The organism is Bradyrhizobium sp. CCBAU 53415 (assembly GCF_028128735.1).
Taxonomy (GTDB): domain Bacteria; phylum Pseudomonadota; class Alphaproteobacteria; order Rhizobiales; family Xanthobacteraceae; genus Bradyrhizobium.
In genome coordinates this window covers 328,696-343,805 of sequence record NZ_LBJF01000025.1, presented here as the reverse complement: position 1 = coordinate 343,805, position 15,110 = coordinate 328,696, and the positions used below count along the sequence as shown (strand labels likewise).

The 15,110-nt window shown below is 63.6% G+C and carries 14 protein-coding genes; 9 read left to right on the top strand and 5 right to left on the bottom strand.

The window, feature by feature from the left end; all coding sequences use genetic code 11:
* Positions 1–9 precede the first annotated feature (9 nt).
* The 3 genes from XH87_RS22635 to XH87_RS22625 all read left to right on the top strand — a co-directional run bounded on the left by XH87_RS22635 (position 10) and on the right by XH87_RS22625 (position 4,848).
* Positions 10–1,809: an FAD-dependent oxidoreductase gene (locus tag XH87_RS22635; protein ID WP_271588951.1), complete on the top strand. Its 1,800-nt coding sequence runs from the start codon at positions 10–12 to the stop codon at positions 1,807–1,809.
* Positions 1,779–3,626 carry a 2-oxoacid:acceptor oxidoreductase subunit alpha gene (locus XH87_RS22630; RefSeq protein ID WP_271588950.1) on the top strand — a complete coding sequence of 616 codons (1,848 nt, stop codon included), beginning with the start codon at positions 1,779–1,781 and terminating at the stop codon, positions 3,624–3,626. The genes XH87_RS22635 and XH87_RS22630 overlap by 31 nt, the downstream gene beginning before the upstream one ends.
* A 166-nt stretch (positions 3,627–3,792) precedes the next feature.
* Entirely contained in the window at positions 3,793–4,848 is a 1,056-nt protein-coding gene (locus XH87_RS22625) for a 2-oxoacid:ferredoxin oxidoreductase subunit beta (RefSeq protein ID WP_271588949.1), read from the top strand.
* Here the strand turns inward: XH87_RS22625 and XH87_RS22620 are convergent, their stop codons facing one another.
* Together XH87_RS22620 and XH87_RS22615 are read right to left on the bottom strand one after the other, a co-directional pair.
* Positions 4,849–5,298 carry a DUF4399 domain-containing protein gene (locus XH87_RS22620; protein ID WP_271588948.1) on the bottom strand — a complete coding sequence of 150 codons (450 nt, stop codon included), beginning with the start codon at positions 5,296–5,298 and terminating at the stop codon, positions 4,849–4,851.
* A 116-nt stretch (positions 5,299–5,414) separates the two neighbouring features.
* On the bottom strand, positions 5,415–6,944 hold the full coding sequence (locus XH87_RS22615) for an SUMF1/EgtB/PvdO family nonheme iron enzyme (RefSeq protein WP_271588947.1): 1,530 nt from the start codon (positions 6,942–6,944) through the stop codon (positions 5,415–5,417).
* Between the two features lie 314 nt (positions 6,945–7,258).
* Here XH87_RS22615 and XH87_RS22610 point away from each other — a divergent pair, with 314 nt between their 5' ends.
* From XH87_RS22610 to XH87_RS22585, 6 genes are all read left to right on the top strand, one after another.
* A complete protein-coding gene (locus XH87_RS22610) occupies positions 7,259–7,882 on the top strand; it encodes a hypothetical protein (protein ID WP_271588946.1) in 624 nt (207 codons plus the stop codon).
* Positions 7,883–7,921: 39 nt separating this feature from the next.
* Entirely contained in the window at positions 7,922–8,371 is a 450-nt protein-coding gene (locus tag XH87_RS22605) for a DsrE family protein (RefSeq protein WP_271588945.1), read from the top strand.
* Positions 8,372–8,662: 291 nt separating this feature from the next.
* On the top strand, positions 8,663–8,986 hold the full coding sequence (locus XH87_RS22600) for an ArsR/SmtB family transcription factor (protein ID WP_271588944.1): 324 nt from the start codon (positions 8,663–8,665) through the stop codon (positions 8,984–8,986).
* The gene (locus XH87_RS22595) at positions 8,983–9,414 is read left to right on the top strand and encodes an SRPBCC family protein (protein WP_158672060.1); all 432 of its coding nucleotides are present in this window, start codon (positions 8,983–8,985) and stop codon (positions 9,412–9,414) included. Before XH87_RS22600 ends, XH87_RS22595 begins: the two co-directional genes overlap by 4 nt.
* A 41-nt stretch (positions 9,415–9,455) precedes the next feature.
* Entirely contained in the window at positions 9,456–9,668 is a 213-nt protein-coding gene (locus XH87_RS22590; RefSeq protein ID WP_158672061.1) for a hypothetical protein, read from the top strand.
* Complete coding sequence (locus XH87_RS22585; RefSeq protein WP_035714211.1) at positions 9,665–10,105, top strand: DUF1801 domain-containing protein; 441 nt, start codon at positions 9,665–9,667, stop codon at positions 10,103–10,105. Before XH87_RS22590 ends, XH87_RS22585 begins: the two co-directional genes overlap by 4 nt.
* 192 nt (positions 10,106–10,297) lie before the next feature.
* On the opposite strand, the gene XH87_RS22580 is transcribed toward XH87_RS22585, so the two are convergent.
* From XH87_RS22580 to XH87_RS22570, 3 genes are read right to left on the bottom strand one after another with little or no spacing between them, the layout of a single operon-like run.
* Entirely contained in the window at positions 10,298–11,836 is a 1,539-nt protein-coding gene (locus XH87_RS22580) for a SpoVR family protein (RefSeq protein WP_271588943.1), read from the bottom strand.
* Entirely contained in the window at positions 11,833–13,110 is a 1,278-nt protein-coding gene (locus XH87_RS22575; protein WP_193374175.1) for a YeaH/YhbH family protein, read from the bottom strand. The genes XH87_RS22580 and XH87_RS22575 overlap by 4 nt, the downstream gene beginning before the upstream one ends.
* A 30-nt stretch (positions 13,111–13,140) precedes the next feature.
* Complete coding sequence (locus tag XH87_RS22570; RefSeq protein ID WP_271588942.1) at positions 13,141–15,084, bottom strand: PrkA family serine protein kinase; 1,944 nt, start codon at positions 15,082–15,084, stop codon at positions 13,141–13,143.
* Between the last annotated feature and the right edge of the window lie 26 nt (positions 15,085–15,110).

The following is a 15,110-nucleotide window of genomic DNA, read 5'->3' as shown; positions in this document are numbered from 1 at the left end:
AGGGTAGGAATGAAACCGACCGATATCGCGGCCCCCGACTACTTTCACAAAGTGGTCGATTGCCAGTGGGCCTGTCCTGCGCACACACCGGTTCCCGAATACATCCGATTGATTGCCCAAGGCCGCTACAGCGACGCCTACATGATCAATTGGAAATCGAACGTGTTTCCCGGAATCCTGGGACGCACCTGCGACCGTCCCTGCGAGCCCGCGTGCCGCCGCGGACGCGTCGAGGAAAATCCGGTGGCGATCTGCCGCCTCAAGCGCGTCGCCGCGGACTTCAAGGACGACATCAGGCAGCGCCTGCCACGGCCCGCGCCGAAGAACGGCAAGCGTGTCGCGCTGGTCGGCGGCGGTCCCGCCTCGCTGACGGTGGCGCGCGATCTCGCGCCGCTCGGCTATCACTGCACCGTGTTCGATGCCGATCCGGAAGCCGGGGGCATGATGCGCACGCAGATCCCGAAATTCCGCCTGCCCAATTCCGTGATCGACGAGGAGACCGGCTACATCCTGGGCCTCGGCGTCGACTTCAAGGGCGGGCAGCGCATCGACAGCATGAAGGCGCTGCTGGCGGAGAAATATGATGCGATCTTCGTCGGCTCCGGCGCGCCGCGCGGCCGCGAACTCGACATTCCCGGCCGGAAGGAAGCGGCGGCCAATATCCATATCGGCATCGAGTGGCTGGCCAACGTGTCGTTCGGCCACACCGACAGAATAGGCAAGCGCGTGATCGTGCTCGGCGGCGGCAACACCGCGATGGATTGCTGCCGAACCGCGCGCCGCCTCGGCGGCGAGAAAGTCACGGTGATCGTGCGCTCCGGCTTCGAGGAGATGAAAGCCTCGCCCTGGGAGAAGGAGGACGCGATCCACGAGGATATTCCGATCCTCAACTACATGGTCCCGGTGGCATTCAAGCATGTTGCCGGCAAGCTCATCGGCGTCACCTTCCAGCACGTCAAGGCCGAATACGACGCCAGAGGGCGCCGCAACCTCGTGCCCTCGGGCGACCCCGATCAGACCATTCCCTGCGACGACGTGCTAGTCGCGGTCGGCCAGGAGAACGCCTTCCCCTGGATCGAGCAGGATTGCGGCATCGAGTTCGACAAATGGCACATGCCGAAGGTCGATCCCGAGACATTTGCCTCGACCAATCCGAAGGTCTTCTTCGGCGGCGACGCCGCGTTCGGCCCGAAGAACATCATCTGGGCGGTCGCGCACGGCCACGACGCCGCGCTGTCGATCCACAAGATGCTCTCGGGCGAGGCAATCGACGAACGACCGCTGCCGGACGTGCAGGTCTCATCGCAGAAGATGGGCATCCACGAATGGAGCTATGACAACGACATTTCCAACGACAAGCGCTTCAAGGTGCCGCATCGCGACAAGGTGATCGCGCTGAAGGACATCCGCGCCGAGGTCGAACTGGGCTACGACGTCAAGCTCGCGCTGGGCGAAGCAGAGCGCTGCCTGAACTGCGACGTCCAGACGGTGTTCTCGACCTCGCTGTGCATCGAGTGCGATGCCTGCGCCGACATCTGCCCGATGGACTGCATCACCTTCACCAACAATGGTGAGGAAGACGATCTGCGCCATCGCCTGAAGGCGCCCTCACCGCATCCGGACCAGGATCTCTACGTCTCCAGCGAGCTCAAGACCGGGCGCGTCATGGTCAAGGACGAGGACGTCTGCCTGCATTGCGGGCTGTGCGCCGAGCGCTGTCCCACCGGCGCCTGGGACATGCAGAAATATTTCATCGAGATGACCTACGCAGGTTCGACATGTCCGACAAAAAGCCGATCAGCAGCGTAAACGACTTCGTCGTCCGCTTCGCCAACGTCAACGGCTCGGGCTCGGCCAGCGCCAACGAGATGTTCGCCCGCGCGATCCTGCGCCACGGCGTTCCGGTCTCTCCACGCAACATCTTCCCCTCCAACATCCAGGGCCTGCCGACCTGGTACGAGGTGCGGGTGACGGAGGCCGGCCATCTCGGCGCCCGCGGCGGCGTCGACATGATGGTGGCGATGAACCCGCAGACCTGGGACAAGGACGTCGCCGGCATCGAGCCGGGCGGCTATCTGTTCTACGATTCCACCAAGCCGATGCCGTCGACCAAATTCCGCGACGACATCACCGTGATCGGCGTACCGCTCACCGCCATCACCAACTCGACCTATACCGATCCGCGCCAGCGCCAGCTGTTCAAGAACATCATCTACCTGGGCAGCCTCAGTGCGCTGCTCGACATGGACCCGAAGCTGATCGAGCAGCTGATCGGCGAGCAGTACAAGGGCAAGGAGAAGCTGCTCTCCTCCAACGTCCACGCGCTGCATCTCGGCCGCGACTGGGCGCTGCAGAATTTGAAATGCCCGATCGGGCTCAGGGTAAAGAAGTCCGACAAGGTCGGCGACCGTATCTTCATCGAAGGCAACAGCGCCGCCGCGCTCGGCGCGGTCTATGGCGGCGCCACCGTGTGCGCCTGGTATCCGATCACGCCGTCCTCGTCGGTGGCCGAGGCTTTCACCGCCCATTGCAAGAAGTACCGGCACGATCCGGAGACCGGCAAGGCGAAATACGCCATCGTGCAGGGCGAGGACGAGCTCGCCTCGATCGGTATCGTGATCGGTGCGTCCTGGAACGGCGCCCGCGCCTTCACCGCCACCTCGGGCCCCGGCATCTCCCTGATGACCGAATTCATCGGCCTCTCCTACTTCGCCGAGATTCCGGCGGTGATCATGAACATCCAGCGCGCCGGCCCCTCCACGGGCATGCCGACCCGCACCCAGCAATGCGACATCATCGCCTGCGCCTATGCCTCGCACGGCGACACCAAGCATGTGCTGCTGTTCCCGGAAGATCCGGCCGAAGCGTTCGAGTTCGCGGCTGCCGCGTTCGATCTCGCCGAGCGGCTCCAGACCACGATCTTCCTGATGCTCGACCTCGACATCGGCATGAACCACCGGCTCTGCCGTCCGCTGAAGTGGGATGACGCCCGACAGTACGACCGCGGCAAGGTGATGACCGCGGAGATGCTGGAAGAGGGCCGCGACTTCGGCCGCTATCTCGACGTCGACGGCGACGGCATTCCCTACCGCACCTATCCCGGCACGCATCCGACCAGGGGCTCCTATTTCACCCGCGGCACATCGCGCGACCGCTATGCGCGCTACTCCGAGGAAGGCTCGGTCTATGCCGACAACATGCAGCGCCTGGTGCGCAAGTTCGAGACGGCGCAGGATCTGGTGCCGCGGCCGCTGCAGGCCAACGCGGAACGGCCGACCAAATATGGCGTGATCTATTTCGGCTCGACCTCGCCGGCGATGGACGAGGCCATTGGGCTCTTGGAGGCGCGCGGGCATCAGCTCGACCGCCTGCGCATCCGCGCCTTCCCGTTCCATTCGAGCGTGGCGAGCTTCCTCGCCGAGCACGATTTCGTCTACGTGGTCGAGCAGAACCGCGACAGCCAGCTCCGTCAGCTCATCGTCAACGAGAACGGCATCGATCCCGTCCGCCTCGTGCCGATCGTGCATTACGACGGCACGCCGATCACCGCCCGTTTCATCGCCAAAGCCATTGGCGACCACCAGGACCACCTCAAGGTGACCCCGCTCCGCAAGGCCGTGTCATGATTTGCGCCTCACTCTCTCCGTCGTCATGCCCGGGCAAAGCCGTCCGAAGGACGGCGTCGCTTCCGCTCGCCTATGCGCGGGCATCCACGCCTTTCTTCTTCCTGGCCAAGACGTGGATGGCCGGGTCAAGCCCGGCCATGACGGGCTTGGGATCGCGGGTGATCTGATGACCTACATCGCAAAGCCGAAATTCCATCATCCGGGCCTGAAGAAGAACGAGCTCGGCTACACGCATCGCGACTACGAGGGCAAGATCTCGACGCTGTGCGCCGGCTGCGGCCACGACTCGATCACGGCCTCGATCATCGAGGCCTGCTACGAGCTCTCGATCGAGCCGCATCGGGTGGCAAAGATCTCCGGCATCGGCTGCTCGTCGAAGACGCCGGACTATTTCCTCGGCAATTCGCACGGTTTCAACTCGGTGCACGGCCGCATGCCGAGCGTGCTGACCGGCGCCAACCTCGCCAACCGCGATTTGATCTATCTCGGCGTCTCCGGCGACGGCGATTCAGCCTCGATCGGCTTCGGCCAGTTCGCGCATTCGATCCGGCGCGGCGTCAACATGACCTATATCGTCGAGAACAACGGCGTCTACGGCCTGACCAAGGGCCAGTTCTCGGCGACCGCCGACCGCGGCTCGAAGAGCAAGAAGGGCGTCACCAACACCGACAACGCCATCGACCTCGTCGCGATCGCGCTGCAACTCGGCGCCACCTTCGTCGCGCGCTCGTTCTCCGGCGACAAGAGCCAGCTGGTGCCGCTGATCGCGGCCGCGATCGGCCACAAGGGCGCGTCCTTCATCGACGTCATCAGCCCCTGCATCGCCTTCAACAACCACGCCGGCTCGACCAAGAGCTTCGATTATGTCCGCGAGCACAACGACGCCGTGAACCGGCTCGACGTGCTGGTCGGACGCGATCCGATCGCGGTCGATTACGCACCGGGCACGGTGCAGCTGGTCGAGCAGCACGACGGCAGCAAGATCGCGCTGCGCAAGATCGACGCTGATTACGACCCGCATGACCGGTTAGGGGCCCAGACCTTCCTCGCGAAGCACGCCGCCAAGGGCCAGATCGTCACCGGCCTGCTCTATGTCGACCCCGACGCCGAAGACCTGCACGCGCATCTCGACACGGTCGAGACCCCGCTCAACACGCTGGAGGCGGACACGCTGTGCCCGGGCTCGGCGGTGCTGGACAGGATCAACGCCAGCCTGCGGTGATCATCTGTGCCGTACTGAACCGGGCTGCCTGACTCGTATGGTGATCTTCTCGGACACGACGGGTGGATCGAACGGATAGTGCTTCGCATCGCCCAGCACCAATTGCAGCGTGTGCCTGCCGGGCGGAAGCTCGAGAAATGTTTCGGTTTGTCCTGCTCCGAAATGCAGATGCGACTTGTCCTGCGGGATCGGTTCCTTGGCATCGATGGGGTCGTTTACGTCGACCAGCAAGTGATGATGACCGGCGTTCTGGTAGTCGTCGCCGGCATGCGTCACGCCCATGTTGCGCAGACCGAACCGGACCCAGAACCCGCCTCGGACCTTCTGCCCCTCTTGCGGAGTGATGAAGTACAGCTTTGCGTCTTTGGGGGCGGTCTTGCCCTGAGAGTAAGCAGCGGCCGGCAGCAATACGAGCGCCGCCGCCAGCGCGACGCAGCCAATGATCTTCATCAGACCTACTCCAGCTCGAGAGCATGATCCGGAAAAGTGTGAAGCCGTTTCCGAAAAGATCAAGCTCAAACAAAGACCTAAAGCGCGCCGACGATTCACCCAGATATCATCGCGCTTCAAGGACTGAGCGCGACCCGGAATCCATGCGTCGGGTAGCGGACATTGGTATCATAGCCGTCGCGGTTGGACGGCCGCACGTATCTCGAATCGTTCTTCCATGAGCCCGAGCGCAGGACGTGCGACGAGCAGTCGACGCCGGTCCATGCCGAACCGTCGAGCGGCGCCCCCTGATAGTTCTTGTGCCAGCAGTCCTCGACCCACTGGTCGACGCCGCCGCCCATATCGTGGAGTCCGAATGGATTGGGCTTGAAGCTGCCGACCTTCGCCGGCTGCTCGGCCGCGAGGTCGCCGCAATCCTTGCATCCGGCCATGCCCGGCTGGAGCTTGTCGCCCCACCAATACTTGGTTTGCGTTCCGCCGCGGGCCGCGTATTCCCATTCGGCCTCGCTCGGGAGCCGGTACTGCTTTTTCGTCGCCTGCGACAGGAAGGCGGCATATTGCTGCGCGTCAGTCCAGCTCACGTTGCTGACCGGCGCATCGTCCCTGCCGGTCGCAGTGAAACCACACGCGTTCGCAGCCGCGCATTCGTTCCACTCCCGCACCGTCACCGGATATTTTCCGATCGAGAACGGCTTGATCGTGACCTGGTGGACGGGACGCTCGGTCGGATCATCATTGCTTCCCATCGCGAAACTGCCGCCGCGAATCGCGATCATTTCGGGCTCGCTCACCGGCGTCGCGGACGGGCTCGGCGCCGGTGCGGGCGACGAAGGCGCCGAAGCGATCGAGGGAGATGGTTGCGGCGCCTGCGTCACCACCTCGCGCGGCGGGGCTTGCGGGACCGGGGATGGGGCCGGAGAAGCGGCGGGCGTTGCGACCTGCTCGCCCACCCTGCTCTGAGGCTGTGCCAGCAGATACCAGAGCGCGCCGGCGGCAATGACGAGCAGCGTGATGGCCAGGAGAAAGATCAGCGCGTTCTCGCGCCGGCTTCTCGTCTTGCCGACGGAATCCGCATCCGGCAGCACGCGATAGACACGCACGGGATCGGTGATGTTCTTGACCTTGCGATCGCCGAGCGACTCGTAACCGCACACGATCTTGTGCTTGATCTGTTCGTAGATCGCGCCGGAGATGTAGACCTGCCCCGGTTCCGCGATGCCCTCGATACGCGTGGCGATGTTGACGCCGTCACCATAGATGTCGTCCGGCTCCACGATGACGTCACCGAGATTGACGCCAATCCGATATTCGAGCCGGGAATGCCTCGGGACCGAGGCGTTGCGTCCGACCAGATTTTGCTGGATGACGATGCTGCATCGAACGGCCTCCACGGGACTGTCGAAGATGGCGATGAAGCCGTCGCCCGTCGTCTTCACCAGGCTTCCATGGTGTTCGATGATGCTGGGCTGGATGAGGTCTCGCTCGATCCGCTTGACGCGAACATGCGTGCCTTCCTCGTCGGCCTGCATCAACCGACTGTAGGAGGCGATGTCACCGACGATGATCGCGGCGAGACGGCGGGGCATCCCGCCGTGCGGCGGCGGCTCATCCTGATTTCCGGATCTGAAGTTGCGAATTTCGCCCATGCGGGGGGACTCCACGAACCTACGAGGCAATCCCAGCTTACGACTGCAAAAGGCGGTCGTCTGTGAAGGCTACCACATTGACGAACCCAGACAATGTCGCAGCGATCGCCGGCGTCGGGTTCCGAAGCATCAAGGCGCCACACCCATTGAACCTTCCTGGTGGCGGCAGTGACTAAGGCCCCGGCGAGGCGCCGCTGGCCGTGTCCCCTGCAAGGGCGTCACACGGCAACGTTGAACGCGGTGCACCTCGCCCGCGTCTAACGGACAGCAGTTCTGTTGTGCTGCGGCAAAGTCGTCACGCACCCGAGGCCGTCATGAAGCTCTCCGTCATTGCTGCCCTCACTTTCGCCGCGCTGACCGGCCTCGCCCATGCCGACGAGGCCGACAAGGTGCGGGAGACCACAAAGGCCGAAGCCGACGCCTTCAATGCGCGGCTCTATGCGGGGATGCCGGGCGACAAATCCTATGCCTGCTTCGTCCGTCGCTACGATGCCGGGCATCTGGCACGGCATCCCAAGCAGAAGGTGGCTTCCATGAAGCTCCTGGTCTCGGCGGAGACCGACAGGGAGGACAAGCAGCTCCACAACTCCTTCCGGCTCGGCTTCCGGTATCGCCACCGCCACGGCGATTTCGACACCAGCGGCTCGTGCGGGAGCCACGCGGTGCTTCTCAGTCAGGGGGACGAGGTCCGCATGGGCTGCGGCGTCGACTGCGAGGGTGGCGGCATCGAGGTCGGGCTGTCCAGGGACAACAAGTCGGCCATCATCCGGCTCGAGCAGGTCAGGGTCTGGCAGAACAACAAGCCGGACGACGAGGCCGAGCAATCGCTGGTCGCCGGCGCCGACGACAGGATTTTCCGCCTCGACCGCGCCGACAACAGCGAGTGCGCCTCGCTCGTGACCGACCGCAGGGAACTCGCCGCACTGCGCCACAAGTGATATCTGTCGCGCGAGCTCAGTCAGTCGAAGGAGATCGCCATGAATCGCCGAAACATCTTGTGGAGCGCCGCGTCGGCCCTGGGCGCGGCGCTCGGCGCGTCCGGCGCGAAAGCTGCGACCGAAGCCGGCGCGGGCCACAAGCTCAAGGTCGTCTATCACCTCAGCGATGCCGAGAAGGTCAGTTTCGTGCTCGGCAACATCCAGAACCACATCGACGGCGTCGGCGGCCCCGAGCACGTGACCATCGCGCTGGTGATCCACGGGCCGGCACTGAAGGCGTTTCACGCGGCGCACGCCAACCCCGACATCAGCAAGCGCGTCAGCGATTTCTCCAAGGACGGCGTCGAGCTCGCCGCCTGCGGCAACACGATGAAAGCGCAGAACGTGACGCTGAGGGAGCTGCTGCCGGGCTTCGTCAGCGCGGAAAAGGGCGGCGTGGTGCGGCTGGCCGAGCTGCAGTCGCAGGGCTATCTGTATTTGCGGCCGTAAGGCACTGCACTTGCCACGAGAGAGATGCGCTCCCTCCGCCGCCTGCGGGGAAGGTTGGGGAGAGGGTGTCTCGGCAATGGGACAGTCCCCTGGAGGAAAGAGCCCTCACCCGGCGCACGGGACGATGCTTCGCATCGCCCCGGGCGCGCCGACCTCTTCCGCAAGCCGGAGAGGCAAGAGGAGCCCGCGGATGCCTTTCGCTTCAAAGCTACCAGCGCCGCCAATCTCACTTGACTTACCCATAACTCCACGGTTATGAATCAACTTATAACCTCCGAGTTATGATTGCGTATGTCTGCCGCTCACGATCTCCTGTTCAGGACCCTCGCCGATCCGACCCGGCGGGCGATCTTCGAGCGGCTGTGCCGCGAGGGCGAGCAGACGGTCGGGGCACTGACGGCCCGATCGGGCGTTTCCCAGCCGGCGGTGTCGAAACATCTCGGCGCACTGAGGCAGGCCGGCCTCGTGCGCGACCGGCACGAGGGACGCCAGACCCACTACAGCGCGCGGCCCGATGCGCTCAATCCGCTGATCGACTGGACCAGCCAGATGACCACCTTCTGGCAGAGGCGGCTCGACGCGCTCGACGATCTCCTGAAGAGGATGGACCAATGACCGAAACCGCGACCGAGAAGCGTTCCGTCGTCATCGAGCGCGAATTTGCCTTTCCGCCGGAGCGGATCTGGCGCGCGCTGACGCAGCCGCATCTGATCGAGGAATGGCTGATGAAGAACGACTTCAAGCCCGTGGTCGGTCATCGCTTCAACCTGCGCGGCGAATGGGGCGGCGTGCTGGATTGCGAGGTGCTCACCATCGAGCCGCAGAAGGCGCTCGCCTACACCTGGAATTTCTCGCATGAGGACGCCGCGTTCGATCTGAAAAGCGTCGTGACGTTCACGCTGACGCCGACGAACGCGGGCACGCATCTGCGCGTCGAGCAGGCTGGCTTCAGCCCGACGCAGAAGCAGGCCTATGGCGGCGCACATGCCGGCTGGAAGCAGTTCCTGGCCAAGCTGGACGAGCTGCTGGCGCGAGCCGCATGAGCACGTCCGTTTCGATCATTGCAGAGGAGGTCCCGTTGAAGATGCGGATTCGACAAATCCATCGTTGGCTGTCCATCGCCTTCACCTTCGCGGTCATCGCGAACATCGTCGCCATGACGATGCAGCTCGATGCCGCCTGGATCGGCTTCCTGGCGCTCGTCCCGCTGATCCCGCTGCTTGCGACCGGGCTCTACCTGTTCGCGCTGCCCTATCTCGGCCGGCATAGCGGCGCTCACAGCGAGGCCAGGTCGTGAAGAAAGCGGTGGCGGCGAAGAAAAATGGCGCGAGGGAGGCGGATGGCGCTTCGCCCTCCGAGCTGATCGACGGCCGGATCAAGGAGCTCGGCGACTGGCGCGGCCAGATGCTGAGCCGGATCCGTGGCCTGATTGGGGAAGCCGATCCCGATGTCGTCGAGGAATGGAAATGGCGAGGCGTTCCCGTGTGGGAGCACGACGGCATCATCTGCACCGGCGAGACCTACAAGGAGGTGGTGAAGCTGACCTTCGCCAGGGGCGCCGCACTGGACGACCCCGCGGGCCTGTTCAATTCCAGTCTCGACGGCAACGTGCGCCGCGCGATCGATATTCGCGAGGGCGAAAAGATCAACGAAAAGGCGTTGAAGGCGCTGATCCGCGCGGCGGTGGGGCTGAATGCGGCCAAGAAGAAGCCGGCGAAGAAGCGGCCGGCGTAGAGCGCCTCACGTCGGGGTATATTCCTGGGGGCCGGAGCAAGCGCCTCGTCCTTCGAGACGACCGCTTCGAGCGGTCTCCTCAGGATGAGGCTAAGCAGCATCTCCGACCGTCGAAATTGCCGCCGTACACTCCGTCCTGATCCTGAGGGCGCGAGCTACCCGCCACGCCAATGCAAGACCTGCCGACCGCCTTCACGCCACCGCGGCCGGGATCGGGCGCGGGCTCACGACATATTCGCGCAGGACCTTGTCGTTGCCATCGACCTCGATCAGCGCGACGTCGTAGGTCCAGAGATCGGCGAGATGCTGCAGCACGCGCTTGGCATCGGTCTCGTTGAGCTGCGAGCCCTTGATGACGTGGTGATGCAGGATCAGCCGGCGGTCGCCGGCGAGATCAACGTCGACCACCTCGATGTTGGCGTCGATGAAGCCGACGTCGTGCTGCCGCGCCAGCTCGCGGCGGACGCGGCGAAAGCCGCGTTCGTCGTGGATGGCATCGACGCGGATGCCGGCGCGCTCCTCGGGATCGTCGTGCAGGTGGAACATGCGGAAGTGCCGCATCAATTTGGGGCTGAGGAACTGGCCGATGAAGCTCTCGTCGCGGTAATTGGCCCAGACGTCGCGCAGCACGCCCATGACGTCGCCCTTGCCGGCGATGTCGGGGAACCATTCGCGGTCCTCGTCCTCCGGCCTGATGACGATGCGCTCGATGTCCTGCATCACGGCGAAACCGAGCGCGTAAGGATTGAATCCGGAGAAGCGCGGGTCGTCGAATTCGGGCTGGAACACCACATTGGTGTGCGATCCCAGGAATTCGAGGAAGTTGCCGTCGGTGATGCGACCCTGCTGATGCAGCCGGGTCATGATGCGGTAGTGAACGTAGGTCGCCGTCCCCTCGTTCATCACCTTGGTCTGGCTCTGCGGATAGAAATATTGCGCGATGTGGCGGACGATGCGGAGCAACTCGCGCTGCCAGGGCGCCAGCCGCGGCGCGCTCTTCTCCAGGAAATAGAGCAAATTCTCCTGCGGCAGGCCGAGCAGCTTGCGGCGGCGCTCGAGGCTGAGCGCGGACCGGCTCTTGGCGACGCCCTTGGGCACGGTGCGCCAGAGATCGTTGAAGACCTCCTCCTCGTGCTGGCGGCGGCGCCCTGCCCGCTTCTCCTCGGCGCGCAGATCGAGCTTCTTCTTGCCGGGATAGCGGTCGATGCCGTGCGACATCAGCGCGTGCGCGGCATCGAGCGTGCGCTCGACCTCGATGCGGCCGTAGCGATCCTCGCATTGCATGACGTAGTTCTTGGCGAAGTCGAGATAATCCAGGATGCCGTCGGCATCGGTCCACTGCTTGAACAGATAATTGTTCTTGAAGAAATGGTTGTGGCCGAAGGCGGCGTGCGCGATCACCAGCGTCTGCATCGTCGCCGTGTTCTCCTCCATCAGATAGGAGATGCAGGGCGATGAGTTGATCACGATCTCGTAGGCGAGCCCCATCAGGCCCTTGCGATAGGACGCTTCATGGAACGCAAAGTGCTTGCCGAACGACCAGTGCTTGTAGAACAAGGGCATGCCCACCGACGAATAGGCGTCCAGCATCTGCTCGGCAGTGATGACCTCGATCTGGTTGGGATAGACGTCGAGCCCGAGATCCTTCAGCGCCACCTCCTCGCAGGCATCGGTGATGCGCTGCAAGGTCTGGAAATCCCAATCGGCGCCTTCGAACAATCGTTCCGTCATGGAGCGGCCTTCTCCTGGGCAGTTTCGCGGCGCTGGAACAAGTCGTGGAACACCGGAAAGATCTCGCTCCGCTCCGAGACCTTGCGCATCGAGAGCGGCGCGCCGCTGTTGCGCAGACGCTCGTAGAGGGTCCAGAGCGAGGAGTCGGAGAGATCGAACGCGCTGCCGCCGGACTCGCCGACCTCGAGATAGGCAAAGAACTGGCAGACCGGCAGGATCTTGTCGGTCAGCAGCATGCCGGTGAGCTCGCCGTCGGAATAGGAATTGTCGCCGTCGGAGGCTTGCGCAGCGTAGATGTTCCAGTCCGACGGATTGAAGCGCTCGCGCACGATCTCGTGCATCGCCTGGAGCGCGCTGGAAACCAGCGTGCCACCCGAGGCCGGACCGTAGAAGAAGGTCTGCTCGTCCACCTCCTCGGCGCGGTCGGTGTGGCGGATGAAGACGATCTCGACATGCTTGTAGCGGCGCTTCAGGAACACGTAGAGCAGCATGTAGAAGCGCTTGGCCAGATCTTTCATATGTTCGGACATCGAGCCGGAGACGTCCATCAGGCAGAACATCACGGCCTGCGCGACAGGCTTCGGCACCGTCTCGAAACGACGATAGCGGATGTCGAGCGGATCGATGAAGGGAATGCGCTTGGACTTCGCCTTCAGCTTTTCGAGCTTGGCGACCAGCTCGGTGCGTTCGTCCTCGTCCGTGCATGCGGCGATCGCCGCTTCCAGCTCTTCGATCTCGTCCTTGCGCGGACGCTTGAGCGCGATGCGGCGCGCGAGCGCGAGCTTCACCGTCCGGCTCACCGAGATATTGGCGGGCGAACCCGATGTGGTGTAGCCGGCGCGCTGGATGCCCTCGCTCTCGGTCTGCGCGATCTTGCGCTTGGCGAGATCCGGAAGCTCGAGGTCGTCGAGGAAGAGATCGACGAACTCGTCACGGCTGAGCACGAAGCGGAAGGCGTCCTCGCTGTCGCCTTCGCCGGGACCGGAATTCTTGGCGCTGCCCTGGCCGGAGCGCTGGAGATAGTCGCCTTCGACGAACTTCTTGTTGCCGGGCAGGACCATGTCCCGCGTTCCGCCCTCACGGCGGAAGCGCGGCTCGTGCATGCCGTCGAGCGGGATCGTGACCTCACCACCCTCCAGGACGTCCTTGATGTCGCGTTCCTGCGAGGTCTTCTTGACGGCGCCCTGCACCAGGGACTTGGCCCGACGCAAGAACCGCTGGCGGTTCTCAAGACTCTTGCCGCCTGGATTCAGGCGCCTGTCAATAATGTGAATGGGCACTTGTCAGTTTGCCTCCCATGCACCTCAACCGGCCTGCTTCACGCGCATGTACCATTCGACCAGCCGGCGAACCTGACGCTCGGTGTAGCCGCGCTCCACCATGCGTGCGACGAACTCGCCGTGCTTCTTCTCCGTCTCGCCGTCCTTCTTCGACCCGAAGGAGATGACCGGAAGCAGGTCCTCGACTTGCGAGAATATCCTCTTTTCGATCACGTCGCGAATCTTCTCGTAGGAGGTCCAGGTCGGATTTTTGCCGCCGTTCTGGGCCCGCGACCGTAACGAGAATTTGACGACCTCGTTGCGGAAGTCCTTGGGGTTGGCGATGCCAGCCGGCTTCTCGATTTTCGTCAGTTCCTGGTTCAAAAGCTCGCGATCGAGCAGCTGGCCGGTGTCGGGATCCTTGAAGTCCTGGTCCTCGATCCAGGCGTCGGCGTAGTCGACGTAGCGGTCGAACAGGTTCTGGCCATAATCCGAGTAGGATTCGAGATAGGCCTTCTGGATCTCGTTGCCGATGAACTCGGCGTAGCGCGGCGCCAGCTCCGCCTTGATGAATTCGAGATAGCGTTTCTCGGTCTCCTCCGGCAGCTGCTCGCGGCGGATCGCCTGCTCCAGCGCGTACATCAGGTGCACGGCGTCGGCGGCGACCTCCTGCGGGTCGTGGTTGAAGGTCGCAGCCAGAACCTTGAAGGCGAAGCGGGTGGAGGCACCGTCCATGCCCTCGTCGACGCCAGCGGCATCGCGATATTCCTGCACGCTGCGCGCCTTCGGATCGGACTCTTTCAGGCTCTCGCCGTCATAGACCCGCATCTTGGCGAACAGGGTGGAGTTCTCGTGCTTGCGCAGGCGCGACATCACCGAGAACCGCGCCAGCGTCTCCAGCGTCGAAGGCGCACAAGGCGCCGACGCGAGCTCGGAGCCCTGGATCAGCTTCTCGTAGATCTTCTGCTCTTCGGTGACCCTGAGGCAGTACGGCACCTTGATGACGCAGATGCGGTCGATGAACGCCTCGTTGTTCTTGTTGGCCTTGAAGCTCGCCCACTCGGCTTCGTTGGAGTGCGCGAGGATGATGCCGGTGAACGGGATCGCTCCGATGTTCTCGGTGCCGATGTAGTTGCCTTCCTGCGTCGCGGTCAGCAGCGGATGCAGCATCTTGATCGGCGCCTTGAACATCTCGACGAACTCGAGCACGCCCTGGTTGGCGCGATTGAGGCCGCCGGAATAGCTGTAGGCGTCGGGATCGTTCTGCGCGTAGGTCTCGAGCTTGCGGATGTCGACCTTGCCGACCAGCGAGGAGATGTCCTGGTTGTTCTCGTCACCGGGCTCGGTCTTGGCGATCGCGATCTGGCGCAGCCGCGACGGCTGGATTTTTGCGACTCGGAACTGGGAAATGTCGCCTCCGAAGGCCTCGAGCCGCTTGTAGCACCACGGGCTCATCAGGCCGGTGAGACGACGGCGCGGAATGCCGTACTTCTCCTCCAGCATCGGGCCGAGCTGATCGGGATCGAACAGGCTGAGCGGGCTTTCGAACACGGGCGAGAGTTCGTCGCCGGCCTTCAGCACGTAGATCGGATGCACTTCCATCAGCGACTTCAGCCGCTCGGCGAGCGAGGATTTGCCGCCGCCGACCGGGCCGAGCAGATAGAGGATCTGCTTGCGCTCCTCCAGGCCCTGCGCTGCGTGGCGGAAGAAACCAACGATGCGCTCGATGGTTTCTTCCATGCCGTAGAAGCCGGCGAAAGCCGGATAAGTGCGAATCGTGCGGTTCAAAAAAATACGGCCAAGGCGTGGGTCCTTGGCCGTGTCAATCGTCTGGGGCTCGCCGATCGCCGCTAGCAGTCGTTCGGCCGCGTTCGCGTATTTCATGGGATCGCTTCGACACGATTCCAGATATTCCGCCATCGACATGTCGTGCTGACTTCTCGCCTCGAACGACCGAGCGAAAGCGTTGAACAGAGAATCGTTGTACATGATCCCTCTCCGCGTGAGTTCCGCTA

Excerpts from the sequence above, each read along its gene's own strand:
- XH87_RS22625 (WP_271588949.1), top strand. The coding sequence starts at position 3,793 with ATGACCTACATCGCAAAGCCGAAATTCCATCATCCGGGCCTGAAGAAG.
- XH87_RS22630 (WP_271588950.1), top strand. The coding sequence starts at position 1,779 with ATGTCCGACAAAAAGCCGATCAGCAGCGTAAACGACTTCGTCGTCCGC.
- XH87_RS22595 (WP_158672060.1), top strand. The coding sequence starts at position 8,983 with ATGACCGAAACCGCGACCGAGAAGCGTTCCGTCGTCATCGAGCGCGAA.
- XH87_RS22605 (WP_271588945.1), top strand. The coding sequence starts at position 7,922 with ATGAATCGCCGAAACATCTTGTGGAGCGCCGCGTCGGCCCTGGGCGCG.
- XH87_RS22615 (WP_271588947.1), bottom strand. The coding sequence starts at position 6,944 with ATGGGCGAAATTCGCAACTTCAGATCCGGAAATCAGGATGAGCCGCCG.
- XH87_RS22570 (WP_271588942.1), bottom strand. The coding sequence starts at position 15,084 with ATGTACAACGATTCTCTGTTCAACGCTTTCGCTCGGTCGTTCGAGGCG.
- XH87_RS22620 (WP_271588948.1), bottom strand. The coding sequence starts at position 5,298 with ATGAAGATCATTGGCTGCGTCGCGCTGGCGGCGGCGCTCGTATTGCTG.
- XH87_RS22635 (WP_271588951.1), top strand. The coding sequence starts at position 10 with ATGAAACCGACCGATATCGCGGCCCCCGACTACTTTCACAAAGTGGTC.
- XH87_RS22580 (WP_271588943.1), bottom strand. The coding sequence starts at position 11,836 with ATGACGGAACGATTGTTCGAAGGCGCCGATTGGGATTTCCAGACCTTG.
- XH87_RS22590 (WP_158672061.1), top strand. The coding sequence starts at position 9,456 with ATGCGGATTCGACAAATCCATCGTTGGCTGTCCATCGCCTTCACCTTC.
- XH87_RS22600 (WP_271588944.1), top strand. The coding sequence starts at position 8,663 with ATGTCTGCCGCTCACGATCTCCTGTTCAGGACCCTCGCCGATCCGACC.
- XH87_RS22610 (WP_271588946.1), top strand. The coding sequence starts at position 7,259 with ATGAAGCTCTCCGTCATTGCTGCCCTCACTTTCGCCGCGCTGACCGGC.